General features: G+C 66.6%; 12 protein-coding genes and 2 riboswitches. Of the genes, 1 reads left to right on the top strand and 11 read right to left on the bottom strand.

Translation table 11 applies throughout. The features are described from left to right. The first annotated feature begins 99 nt into the window (after positions 1-99). Positions 100-969, top strand: a complete 870-nt coding sequence (locus VGD20_RS00250) for a Rossmann-like and DUF2520 domain-containing protein (protein WP_331132528.1) — start codon at positions 100-102, stop codon at positions 967-969. Between the two features lie 7 nt (positions 970-976). Here VGD20_RS00250 and VGD20_RS00245 read toward each other — a convergent pair whose 3' ends face one another. The 11 genes from VGD20_RS00245 to VGD20_RS00195 all read right to left on the bottom strand — a co-directional run. Then, positions 977-2,536, bottom strand: a complete 1,560-nt coding sequence (locus tag VGD20_RS00245) for a fatty acid--CoA ligase (RefSeq protein WP_331132527.1) — start codon at positions 2,534-2,536, stop codon at positions 977-979. A 101-nt stretch (positions 2,537-2,637) separates the two neighbouring features. Continuing rightward, positions 2,638-3,273 carry a DUF938 domain-containing protein gene (locus VGD20_RS00240; RefSeq protein WP_331132526.1) on the bottom strand — a complete coding sequence of 212 codons (636 nt, stop codon included), beginning with the start codon at positions 3,271-3,273 and terminating at the stop codon, positions 2,638-2,640. Next, complete coding sequence (locus VGD20_RS00235; protein ID WP_331132525.1) at positions 3,270-3,716, bottom strand: ABA4-like family protein; 447 nt, start codon at positions 3,714-3,716, stop codon at positions 3,270-3,272. The genes VGD20_RS00240 and VGD20_RS00235 overlap by 4 nt, the downstream gene beginning before the upstream one ends. A 19-nt stretch (positions 3,717-3,735) precedes the next feature. Next, entirely contained in the window at positions 3,736-4,083 is a 348-nt protein-coding gene (locus VGD20_RS00230) for a hypothetical protein (RefSeq protein WP_331132524.1), read from the bottom strand. Continuing rightward, a complete protein-coding gene (gene gcvPB / locus VGD20_RS00225; protein ID WP_331132523.1) occupies positions 4,083-5,630 on the bottom strand; it encodes an aminomethyl-transferring glycine dehydrogenase subunit GcvPB in 1,548 nt (515 codons plus the stop codon). Before gcvPB ends, VGD20_RS00230 begins: the two co-directional genes overlap by 1 nt. After that, positions 5,627-6,985, bottom strand: coding sequence for an aminomethyl-transferring glycine dehydrogenase subunit GcvPA (gene gcvPA / locus VGD20_RS00220; RefSeq protein WP_331132522.1), 1,359 nt, complete (start codon positions 6,983-6,985; stop codon positions 5,627-5,629). Before gcvPA ends, gcvPB begins: the two co-directional genes overlap by 4 nt. Positions 6,986-6,988: 3 nt before the next feature. Next, positions 6,989-7,804, bottom strand: coding sequence for a hypothetical protein (locus VGD20_RS00215; RefSeq protein WP_331132521.1), 816 nt, complete (start codon positions 7,802-7,804; stop codon positions 6,989-6,991). 52 nt (positions 7,805-7,856) lie between these two features. Then, positions 7,857-8,228 carry a glycine cleavage system protein GcvH gene (gcvH, locus tag VGD20_RS00210; RefSeq protein WP_331132520.1) on the bottom strand — a complete coding sequence of 124 codons (372 nt, stop codon included), beginning with the start codon at positions 8,226-8,228 and terminating at the stop codon, positions 7,857-7,859. A gap of 3 nt (positions 8,229-8,231) precedes the next feature. Further along, a complete protein-coding gene (gene gcvT, locus VGD20_RS00205; RefSeq protein WP_331132519.1) occupies positions 8,232-9,368 on the bottom strand; it encodes a glycine cleavage system aminomethyltransferase GcvT in 1,137 nt (378 codons plus the stop codon). A gap of 54 nt (positions 9,369-9,422) precedes the next feature. Then, positions 9,423-9,528: riboswitch (glycine riboswitch) on the bottom strand. Further along, positions 9,529-9,630, bottom strand: a riboswitch (glycine riboswitch). 57 nt (positions 9,631-9,687) lie between these two features. Beyond that, on the bottom strand, positions 9,688-10,335 hold the full coding sequence (locus tag VGD20_RS00200) for an NAD-dependent dehydratase (RefSeq protein WP_331132518.1): 648 nt from the start codon (positions 10,333-10,335) through the stop codon (positions 9,688-9,690). Then, positions 10,328-11,092 (bottom strand): deoxyguanosinetriphosphate triphosphohydrolase (locus VGD20_RS00195; protein ID WP_331132517.1); only part of this gene is annotated, 765 nt, incomplete at its 5' end. The genes VGD20_RS00200 and VGD20_RS00195, both read right to left, overlap by 8 nt.

Here is an 11,092-nt window from a genome sequence, read left to right as displayed (position 1 = left end):
GGGGAACATCCTTTCCTTGTCGGAAGGGGATAATCGGCGATCAAGTCCGGGGTATGGCCAACGGGTTGGCGCAGTCGGCAGGACGGCGTTAGATGCGCCATGATGGATACGCCCCGATTCCAGCAGTTCGGCATCATCGGCGCGGGCCGGGTTGCGCAGGCGCTCGCCCTCGGACTCGCGCCGCACTCGACCGCGCTGCCGTTGTTGTGGGGCCGCTCGCCCGAGGGCGCTCGGGCGGCCGCGGCGCGGATCGGCTGCGTTGCTGCGCCGAAAGCCGGCGATCTGTTCGAGATATGCGATGTCATCGCGATCGCCGTGTCCGACGATGCCCTCGCCGATGTTGTCGCCGATCTGGCGGCCATGCTCCCGGCGGGCGCCGTGCCGTTCGTCTTTCACGTCAGCGGGCGGAGTGGCGCCGCTATCCTCGAACCGCTGCGCGCAGCGGGCGCGTCGACGGCGGCGGTGCATCCCGCGATGACCTTTACCGGCGCGCCCGAAAGCGAAGTCCGGCGCATGGCGGGCGCACGGTTCGCGATCACCGGATCGACCCCCGAAGCGACGGTGCAGGCGCGGCATATCGTCGCGCTGCTGGGCGGCGTCGCGGTCGAGATCGCCGAGGATCGGCGCGCGCTGTATCATGCGGCGCTGTGCCATGCGTCGAACCATCTCGTCACGCTGATCGCCGGCGCGTCGGGCGGGCTGGAGGATGCGGGGGTCGAGGATCCGGCGGCACTGCTCGCGCCGCTCGTTCGCGCCGCGCTCGAAAACAGCCTCGAACGGGGTTTCGCCGGATTGTCGGGACCGCTGCTGCGCGGCGACCACCGGACGATCGGCGGCCATCTGAACGCGCTGGCGGCCTTCAGCCCCGACCTGCTGCCCGCCTATCGCGCGATGGCGCGCGCGACGCTCGATGCGCTGGAACGCCGCGGTGCGCCCGCCCTCCCGGAACTCGACCGAAAGCTGCGCTGACGCCCGGTCAGTTCACCATCCGTTCGTAACCTTCCCAATAGGGCGCGCGCAGGTCCTTGCGCAGGATCTTGCCGCTGGCGTTACGCGGAAGCGCGTCGATCACGTCGATGCTGCGCGGAGCCTTGAAGGCTGCGATGCGCTCGCGCGCCCAGGCGATGATATCGGCTTCCTCGACGCTCGCGCCCGGTTTGGCGACGACGACGGCCTTCACCGTCTCGCCCCATTTGGCGTCCGGAATCCCGATCACCGCGACCTCCTGCACTGCGGGATGGCCGAAAATCGCGCTTTCGACTTCGGCCGGATAGACATTCTCGCCGCCGGTGATGATCATGTCCTTCATCCGGTCGTGGATGAACAGATAGCCGTCGGCGTCGAGATAGCCGGCGTCGCCGGTGCGAATCCAGCCATCGTCGGTCATCGTCTTTGCCGTCGCGTCGGGCAGGTTCCAGTAACCCAGCATATTGTTCGACGAACGCGTCACGACCTCGCCGACCTCACCGGTCGGAACCGGTTTCCCATCGGGTCCGAGAATGACGATTTCGACCCCGGGAAGCGCCTTGCCCGCCGAACGCATTCGCGCATTGCCCGCGGGGTCATGATCCTCGGGCGGCAGCATCGAGATGGTGCCCGTGGTTTCGGTCATGCCATAGGCCTGGATAAAATCGGCGCCGAACATCTGGATGCACTGGCGCAGCAGTTCGAGCGGAATCGGCGCGGCGCCATAGAGGATATATTTGAGGCGGCTGTAATCGACGCTGGCGCAGCGCGGGTGCATCAACAGCATCTGGAGCGCGGCAGGGACCATGAAGAAGCGCGTGACGCCATGCTGCTCGACCGCGTCGAACACGCCATCGGGGTTGAATTCGGCAAGGACGACGCCGGGCAGCCCCGCCGCGAGCGCCATGATGCCGAGCCCGGTGCCGCCGATATGCGCGCACGGCATCGCGACGAGCACCGCCTCGTCATCCTCCCATTTGGTGTAGGGCAGATCGAGGCTGTTCGAATGTTTCCTGAGCGCGAAGAGATTATGGTTCGACAGCACCGCGCCCTTGGGATTGCCGGTGGTGCCCGACGTGTAGAGCTGGAGCACCGCGTCGTTGGCGCCCGACGGTTCGAAAGGCGTGCGCGCCGCACCCTCGATCATCGCCCATGCATCCGCCGCGCCAACGATCGCCGGGTCGTTCTGGAGCTTGCCGGCAAGCTGGTCGGCCAGCCCCTCGAACCCCGGTCCGGCGAACACCATCTTCGCCTGCGTGTCGTTGACGATGAACGCCCATTCGGCCGGCGACAGGCGCCAGCCGATCGGCGCCATCACGATGCCCGCACGCGCCGCGCCATAAAAGAGAGTGAAATAAAGGTCGCTGTTCTTGCCGATCCACGCGATGCGGTCGCCCTTCGCCAGCCCCGCCGCAAGCAGCGCCGACGCGGCGCGCGCGGTCCGGTCGTCGAGTTCGGCGTAGCTATAGACGCGATCCTCTTCGCGCATCGCCACCCGGTCCGGGCGCTCGCCCGCCCAATGGGTCAGGAATTCGTCGAACGTAAACAGCTCCGAAACGTCGCGGCCCATCGCCTCACTCTCCTCGAATCGCGTCTTTTGCGCGGCATCGGGGAAAGGCTAGCGGCTCTAACCGCGAGGTAAAGCGCCGATCGCCTATCCTGTCAGGGACGTCAGGTGCGGCGCAGCAGCAGCATCAGATTGTTCGCGGGCATCGCGCGGCGCGCGGCAAAGGCGAGGCCGGCGGTCGCGGCGGCCGCCTTGACGGTGTCGGTATCGCGCAGGCCCCATGCCGGATCGCGGGCGCGCAGGTTCGCATCGAAGGCGAGATTGCTCTCGGCAGTCGGCACGTCGGGTTCGATATAGGGACCATAAAGGATCAGCGGCGCGCCCGGCGCAAGCGACCGCGCGGCGCCCGCGAACAGGCCGAGCGTCGCCTCCCACGGGCTGATATGCACCATGTTGATGCAGAGGATCGCCGCGGCACTGTCGAGCGGCCAGCGCGCCGACGCCGCATCGAGCGCGACCGGCGGCGCGATATTCGCCAGACCCGCCTCGGCGCGATACGCGGCGATCGAGGTCAGCCCGGCGGGATCGGGATCGCTCGGCTGCCAGGCGAGCTGCGGGAAGGCGGCGGCGAAATGGACGACATGCTCGCCCGACCCGCTCGCGACCTCCAGCACCGTTCCGCTGACCGGCAACCAGTCGGCCAGAACCGCCGCTATGGCGTCACGATTGCGCAGCGTCGCCGGGGCGTGACGCTTGTCCGCCACGGCACCGTCGCCCGGCATCCACGGACGCGGCGTCATCTTTTCGCCTGCGCCCGGGCGCGGCGCTCGCGAACGATCAGCCACGCCAGCAGCCCGACCGGGCCGACCATCAGCGTCAGGAACAGGAAGGGGAATTGCACGATGCGGCCGAAGCCCTTGTTGTCGGCATCGCGCGCGATCCACAGGCCGGTGAACAGGTCGAACGCCAGATAATGGATCCACCCCATCGTCGCCCCGCCCGGGCTGTCGAACAGCTTCATCACGCCCGCCAGCGTCGTGAAATCGCCGCCGCCCGATCCACCCGCATCGATGCCGCCGGTCAGGAATCCGACGATCATCACCGTATAGGCAAGGCAAAGCAGGAAAACGCCGGCGTAGAGGATCGCCGCGAGGATTTTCGGGCCGCGCGGCAGAAAGGCGAGCGCGATCCAGCCCGCGAAGGCCCAGCAATTGGCCAGCAGAAAGATAGTGTCCCAGCTCATCGCCCGCTCCCCCGCCCTGTCAGACCAGTCCGCCGAGCCCGAAAAGCACGACGCCCGCCAGCAAGGCAATGGCGCCGGTGAGCGTGATCAGCAAGGTCATTCGTGCCGCCGACGCGCGCCGCGAAGCAAGGAAGGCCATCGCAAGCCCGAGCCCGATCGCAAACAGCGGAGCCCAGAGAAAGACCCAGTCGTAGCTGAACTCGCGGCGGACCTCGATCATCTCCCACTGCTCGACGACGAGGCCGTAAGCGATGATCGCGATGAGCCAGCCGAGGATCGCGACGATCCCGAACAGCGCCCCGGCCGCGACGCACCCGGCGCCGGAGCGCGTTTCGGGACGGTCGGGGCCGGGCGCGGGTTCGGCCATCACCCCTCCCAGGCGAGGACGGGCTTGCGTGCCGCCGCCGTCTCGTCGAGGCGTGCGCGCGGGGCGAAATGCGGCGCGGTCTTAAGCGCCGGGTCGCCGTTCTTCGCGCGCAGCGCGATGCTGCGCAGCGCGCCGATGAACTGGTCGAGCACCGCCTTGCTTTCGGTCTCGGTCGGTTCGACGAGCATCGCGCCGTGGACAACGAGCGGGAAATAGACCGTCATCGGGTGGTAGCCCTCGTCGATCAGTCCCTTGGCGATATCGAGCGTCGAGAAGCCCTCGGCGAGCCCCTTGTCGCTGAACAGCGCCTCGTGCATGCACGGGCCCGACGCCGCGAACGGCGCGTCGAGCACGCCCTCAAGGCTGCGCAGGATATAGTTGGCGTTGAGCACCGCATCCTCGGCAACCTGCTTGAGCCCGTCGGCGCCGTGGCTGAGGATATAGGTCAGCGCGCGGGTAAACATGCCCATCTGGCCATGGAAAGCGGTCATGCGGCCGAAAGTTGCCGGATGCTCGTCGGCGGCATTTTCCTCTTCGACCAGCTTGAAGCTGCCATCGGCGTAGCGCGCGGCGAAGGGCAGCGGGCCATAGGGCGCCAGCGCTTCCGACAGCACGACCGGGCCCGAGCCGGGACCGCCGCCGCCGTGCGGGGTCGAGAAGGTCTTGTGGAGGTTGATGTGCATCGCATCGATACCGAGATCGCCGGGGCGCACGCGACCGACGATCGCGTTGAAATTGGCGCCGTCGCAATAGACATAGCCACCCGCCGCGTGGACCGCATCCGAGATGGCCTTCATCTCGCGCTCGAACAGACCGCAGGTATTGGGGTTGGTGATCATCACCCCGGCAACGTCGGGGCCAAGGCGGGCCTTGAGCGCCGCGAGATCGACGCGGCCTTCGGCGGTCGCGGGAATGTCCTCGACCGTAAAGCCTGCAAAGGCCGCGGTCGCGGGGTTGGTGCCATGCGCGCTTTCGGGGACGAGGATGACGCGGCGGTCCTCGCCGCGCGCTTCGAGCGCCGCCTTGATGCAGAGAATGCCGCAGAGTTCGCCGTGCGCACCGGCCTTGGGTGACATCGCAACGCCATACATGCCCGTGAGCTTGATCAGCCACACGGCGAGTTCATTGATGACGGCGAGCGCGCCCTGGACCGTTTCCTGCGGCTGCAGGGGATGCGTATCGGCGAAGCCCGGCATCCGCGCGACCTTTTCGTTGAGGCGCGGGTTGTGCTTCATCGTGCAGCTGCCGAGCGGAAAGAGACCAAGATCGATCGCGTAATTCTGCCGCGACAAGCGCGTGTAATGGCGCACCGTTTCGGATTCGCTGAGGCCCGGAAGGCCGATCGGTGCCGTGCGTGCAAGGCCGCCGAGATCGGCGGCGGGCGCAGTCTCGTCGAAATCGACGCCGGTGGTTTCGGTTCCGCCGATCTCGAAGATCAGCGGTTCCTCAAGCATCAGCGCGCGATTGCCGGTGAAGGTGACATTGTCGTCGGCACCGCCGGCGATGTTCATTTCGGGGCGCCAGCCGGCGCGGTTGAGCGCGGTCATGCCAGCACCTCCTTCAGAGCAGCGGCGAAGGCGGCGATATCCGCCTCGGTCACGGTTTCGGTCACGGCGACGACGAGGCCGTTTTCGAGGCCCGTGTTGTCAGGATAGAGGCGGCCGAGCGAGACCCCGCCGAGAATATCGCGCTCGGCCAGCTTGTGGATCACGGGCCGCGCCGCGGTGGGCAGCAGAAGTGTGAATTCGTTGAAGAAGCTGGTGTTCAGCACCGATACGCCCGGCACCTTCGCAAGTTCGGCGGCGGCCGCCTTGGCGCGGCCATGATTGATCGCGGCGAGCTGGCGAAGGCCGGCTTCGCCGAGCAAGGTCATATGAATGCTGAAAGCCAGCGCACAAAGACCTGAGTTCGTGCAGATATTGCTCGTCGCTTTCTCGCGGCGGATATGCTGTTCGCGCGTCGACAGCGTCAGCACGAAGCCGCGCTTGCCGTTGGCGTCGACGGTCTCGCCGCACAGGCGACCCGGCATCTGGCGGACATATTTGGTCTTGCACGCAAACAGGCCGACATAAGGACCGCCGAATTGCAGCCCGACGCCGAGCGACTGCCCCTCGCCAACGACGATGTCAGCGCCCATTTCACCGGGCGACTTGATCAGGCCGAGCGCGACGGGCTCGGTGACGACCGCGATCAGCAGCGCGCCGGCAGCCTGACAGGCTTCGGCCAGCCTGGTCATGTCGTCGATGCAGCCGAGGATGTCGGGATACTGGACAACGACGCAGCTCGTTTCCTTGTCGATGCTGGTCGCGAGCGCCGCCCAGTCGGTACCCGCTTCGAGGCTCGGGTCGCCGTCGACGAGCACATCGCCGGTATATTTGGCCATGGTGCGCGCAACGCTGCGATAATGCGGATGAAGGCCGGTCGAGAGCAGCGCCTTCGCGCGCTTGGTGATGCGCCGCGCCATCACGATCGCTTCCCAGCAGGCGGTCGAACCGTCGTACATCGACGCATTGGCGACGTCGGTACCGAGCAGCCGCGCGACCTGGCTCTGGAATTCGAACAGCATCTGCAGCGTGCCCTGCGCGATTTCGGGCTGGTACGGCGTGTAAGCGGTCAGGAACTCGCCGCGCTGGATCAGATGATCGACACTGGCGGGCACATGATGGCGATAGGCGCCCGCACCGAGGAAGAAGGGACCGTCGCCTGCGGCGCGGTTGCGGCGCGACAGCGCTGCCATGTGGCGTTCGACCGCGAGCTCGCTGGCCTGGTTCGGCAGGCCGGCGATCGGGCCATCGAGCCGCGCCTCGGCAGGAACATCGACGAACAAGTCGTCGATCGACGATGCGCCGATGGTGGCGAGCATCGCGGCGCGATCATCGGATGTAAGAGGCAGATAACGCATGAACTACTCCGGAGAAGATTCTGGTTTTGTGGAAAAAAGCCGGGCGGTGTCGGCAAGGTTGCCGACGAAGACCGTAGGGCCGGCGTGCGTCGTACGGATCCACGGCGCGAGCCAGATGCGGAAACCGGCATCGCGGACGCGCTGGCAAAAGGCATAGTCGTCCGACAGCAAGGCCTGCGTTTCGGGGTCGACCAGCGGGCAGAAAAAGGCGGGTTCGAGATCGCCGACGCCGTGCGCCTGCCGCTCGGCCGGGTCGGGGCGAAAGACGAGCCCGGGCGCCGCCGCCCGCATTCCTTCGAGGACATCGCGGCGGATCAGCATCATCGCGGTGCCGAGCCGCGACAGCTCGACAAGGTCGGTCATCTGGAAACTCTCGTCGGCGTTCAGGAAATGCAGCGCAAAATCGCCCGAGAAGCGCTCCAGATCGGCGGGATTATCCTTTGCCAGCCCCATCTCGACCGCGCGCGCGACGTTGCGCCAGTTGATCATCCGCCGCGGATAGGCCCCGCCGAGGACACCGCACTGCGGATGCCCATCCATCACGCGGATCAGCGAGAAAACATCGTCTGGCGAAAAGTCGATGTCGGCGTCGACGAACAGCAGATGCGTGCAGTCGCTGGCAAGGAACATTGCGGTCAATATGTTGCGCGCGCGCGTGATCGACGGCTGGTAGAGGATGAATTCGAAGCGCACCGGCAAACCGATCGCCTGCGCCCGCAGTGCGAGGTCGAGCGCCGCGCGCACATAGGTGCCCTGCGCGCCCTCATAGATCGGCGTCGCCACCATCAGGCGACAATTGGCTAGCGCGGCGTCGGTCATCTTGTCCCTCCCCCTCCCGCTCGCGGGAGGGTGATCGGTTACAGGTCCCGGCTTACAGGGCGTCGCAGAAGGCCTTGTACGCGGTAGCGTCCATCAGGCCGTCGAGCTGGCTCTTGTCGGCGAGCGTCATGCGGAAGAACCAGCCTTCGCCTTCGGGGTCCGAGTTGACGAGCGCGGGATCTTCCTCGAGCTGGCCATTGCCTTCGGTCACGGTGCCGTCGACGGGGGCATAGACGTCGCTCGCCGCCTTCACCGATTCGACCACCGCGGCGTCGCCGCCCTTGCTGAGTTCGGCGCCGGTGTCGGGAACTTCGACGAACACGATGTCGCCAAGCTGGCCCTGTGCGAAGTCGGTGATGCCGACGGTCGCGACGTCGCCGTCGACGTCGATCCACTCATGCTCTTCGGTAAAATAACGCGGCATCAGTCAACCTCCTGTTTTACGAACATAATTATGCGGAACAAAGGGCATGGCAGCGACGGTGCAGTGCACGAGCTTGCCGCGCACCTCGGCGGCGATCGCAGTGCCGGGGACCGCATGGTCGCGCGGCACATAGCCCATCGCGATCGGCGCACCGACGCTGGGGGCAAAGCCGCCCGACGTCACGACGCCAATCTCTTCCTCGCCGTCAAACAGCTTGGCGCCTTCGCGCACCGGCAGCTTGCCGTCGATGAGCAGACCGACGCGACGGCGCGGCGGGCCATCTTCGAGGTGGCCCAGAATGCGCGCGGCGCCGGGGAAATTCTCTTCAGCGCGGCGGCGCTTGCTGATCGCGAAGCCGAGATCGGCCTCGGCGGGATCGATCGCGGGGGTGAGGTCGTGGCCGTAAAGCGGCAGCCCCGCCTCAAGCCGCAGCGAGTCGCGCGCGCCGAGCCCGATCGGCTTGACTTCTTCCATCGCGCAGAGCGCGTCGGCGAAAGCGGTGAGCGCGTCGTTCGGGAGCGAAATCTCGAACCCGTCCTCGCCGGTGTAGCCCGAGCGGCTGAGACCGATCGCATGCCCCTGCCACGTCGCGCGCGCCGCCTGCATGAAGACGAGATCTGCGGCTTCGGGCACCAGCCGGACGAGCGCATCGACCGCCTTCGGCCCCTGCAGCGCGAGCAGGCCATAATCCTCATTGTGGTTGAGCGTGATGTCGTCGGGCAGATTTTCGCGCAGATGCCCGATATCTTCCCATTTCACCGCGCCGTTGACGACGATGCCGTACTGATCGCCCTCGTTCGTGATCATCAGGTCGTCGAGGATGCCGCCGTCTTCATCGAGCAGCAGCGAATAGCGCATCCGGCCGGGCTTCAGCGCCGATATGTCGCCGGGAACGAGCGTTTCGAGCGCTTCGGCAACATGATCGCCCGCAAGCGACAACTGCCCCATGTGGCTGACGTCGAACAGGCCGGCATTTTCGCGCGTCCACAGATGTTCGGCCATGATGCCTTCATACTGGATCGGCATCCAGTAGCCGGCGAATTCGACCATCCGGCCGCCCTTCGCACGGTGCCAGGCGTCGAGCGGCAGCGTCGCGGTCTCGATCGCCGCTTCGTCGCCCGTAAATTCCGTATCGGTCATGCCAGTCTCCCGCGGTTGCACAGCGTATGCGCGGCCCATCGCCGCGCCTTGCGCCATGCCCCCTCTGTCACGGGAACCTGAGAGTTTTCCCCCATATCATGGGGTTACCCCTTCGGTGGTTCCGGCAAAAACAGCCGGAACGCTTTCCAGAGTGTCCGTTCCAGCCTGCGCGGTCCTTTTGACCTGAGAGTTTCCGGGGCGGTTGCTCCTTCGGTGGTGAGGCGCCGGTTGCCCTGCCCTCACGCTCTCCCGCGCGGCCGGTCGAATCCCTTGCGCGATCCGACAGACGCCCGAGCCTTGGCGCTGCCCCTTTGCGGAGTCAATCGGCGAGCGCGCGGATCGCGTCGTTTTCGTGGATATGCACGCCCGAACCGCCCTGCCCCGCCAGCCGGACAATGGCCGCGGCGACGGTTTCGCCCGAAATCGAGCGATAGCGGCGGAAGCCGCCGTGGAGCAGCGCATCGGTGAGCGGTGCGGCGATCGTCGCGAGTCCTTCGCCGAGGCGCTGCGGCCCGGGCCGGTCGCCGCGGAGCAGGCCGGGACGGATCAGGTCGAGCCGCCGGAAACCAAGCGCCCGCAAATCATCTTCGGTCTCGCCCTTGGTGCGGAGGTAGAAATTGCCGCTCTTCGCGGCGGCGCCGACCGAACTGACCGCGATCATATGCGGTGTGCCGCCCGATTTCGCGCCGCGCGCCGCGCTGAGAACGAGGTCATGGTCGACCGCCCGGAACGCCGCCTGCGATCCTGCCAGCCGGATCGTCGTGCCGAGGCAGGAGATCAGGACGGCAGGCTTTTCGGCGGCAATGATCCCGGCCCAGCGCTCGGAAGACGCGACGATTTGCTTGTGGTGCGGCGCCAGCCCCTCGACCGCGCGTCGCGCGAGGACGGCGACCGAGATAGCGCCGAAATGCTCGATCACCGCGCGCCCGATCATCCCGGTCGCGCCGACGATCAGCGCGTCAGGCATGCGCCAGCGCCTCGGGCACCGCGTCGCGGCCGAAGATATCGGCATAGCGGTCGATGGCGAAACGGTCGGTCATGCCCGCGATATAATCACCGATGTGCCGGTTTGTCGCGCATTCTTCGTACGGCAGCCGCGCTGACCAGTCCGCGCCCATCAGGCGCGGGTCGGCGGCATAGGCGGCGAAGAGCCGGCCGACGACCTGGTTCGCGGCCTCGGCGGCGGCGACCTGTTCGGGATGGTGGTAGAGATTGGCGTACATGAAGCGCTTGAGTTCGCGTTCTTCGGCCGCGAGTTCGGATGAAAAGCCGCCGAGTGCGCTGCGCGCGGCGCGCACCTCTTCGACGCTGGCGACACCGGCGGCGGCAACATTGGCCGTTGTCGCGGCGATCACATCGTTGACCATCACGCCGATCTGGTCGCGAACGAGTTCGCGCAGCAACCGGTCGCGCGGTGCATCCGGAAAGCGATCCTCGACCGCGCGATAATTGGCGGCGACGAAAGGCTGCTCCATCAGCTGGTCGAGACAGAGCAACCCGGCACGCAGCCCGTCGTCGATGTCGTGATTGTCATAGGCGATATCGTCGGCCACCGCTGCGATCTGCGCCTCGAGGCTCGCATGGCTACCAAGGTCGAGCCCGAAATCGGCGTCGATTTCGGTCAGCGCCCAGCCGGGATTGGTCACCGGGCCATTATGTTTGGCGAGCCCCTCGAGCGTTTCCCACGTCAGGTTGAGCCCGTCGAAGCGCGGATAAGGGCATTC

This window comes from Sphingopyxis sp., from assembly GCF_036402335.1.
Classification (GTDB): domain Bacteria; phylum Pseudomonadota; class Alphaproteobacteria; order Sphingomonadales; family Sphingomonadaceae; genus Sphingopyxis.
Note: the sequence above shows the minus strand (reverse complement) of the source record. Positions and strands in the feature narration are given on the sequence as shown.

What these genes read in the sequence shown, in the direction of transcription:
- gcvH (WP_331132520.1), bottom strand. Translation starts at nt 8,228, where the DNA reads ATGCCGCGTTATTTTACCGAAGAGCATGAGTGGATCGACGTCGACGGC.
- VGD20_RS00235 (WP_331132525.1), bottom strand. Translation starts at nt 3,716, where the DNA reads ATGAGCTGGGACACTATCTTTCTGCTGGCCAATTGCTGGGCCTTCGCG.
- VGD20_RS00250 (WP_331132528.1), top strand. Translation starts at nt 100, where the DNA reads ATGATGGATACGCCCCGATTCCAGCAGTTCGGCATCATCGGCGCGGGC.
- VGD20_RS00245 (WP_331132527.1), bottom strand. Translation starts at nt 2,536, where the DNA reads ATGGGCCGCGACGTTTCGGAGCTGTTTACGTTCGACGAATTCCTGACC.
- VGD20_RS00240 (WP_331132526.1), bottom strand. Translation starts at nt 3,273, where the DNA reads ATGACGCCGCGTCCGTGGATGCCGGGCGACGGTGCCGTGGCGGACAAG.
- VGD20_RS00230 (WP_331132524.1), bottom strand. Translation starts at nt 4,083, where the DNA reads ATGGCCGAACCCGCGCCCGGCCCCGACCGTCCCGAAACGCGCTCCGGC.
- gcvT (WP_331132519.1), bottom strand. Translation starts at nt 9,368, where the DNA reads ATGACCGATACGGAATTTACGGGCGACGAAGCGGCGATCGAGACCGCG.
- VGD20_RS00215 (WP_331132521.1), bottom strand. Translation starts at nt 7,804, where the DNA reads ATGACCGACGCCGCGCTAGCCAATTGTCGCCTGATGGTGGCGACGCCG.
- gcvPB (WP_331132523.1), bottom strand. Translation starts at nt 5,630, where the DNA reads ATGACCGCGCTCAACCGCGCCGGCTGGCGCCCCGAAATGAACATCGCC.
- VGD20_RS00200 (WP_331132518.1), bottom strand. Translation starts at nt 10,335, where the DNA reads ATGCCTGACGCGCTGATCGTCGGCGCGACCGGGATGATCGGGCGCGCG.
- gcvPA (WP_331132522.1), bottom strand. Translation starts at nt 6,985, where the DNA reads ATGCGTTATCTGCCTCTTACATCCGATGATCGCGCCGCGATGCTCGCC.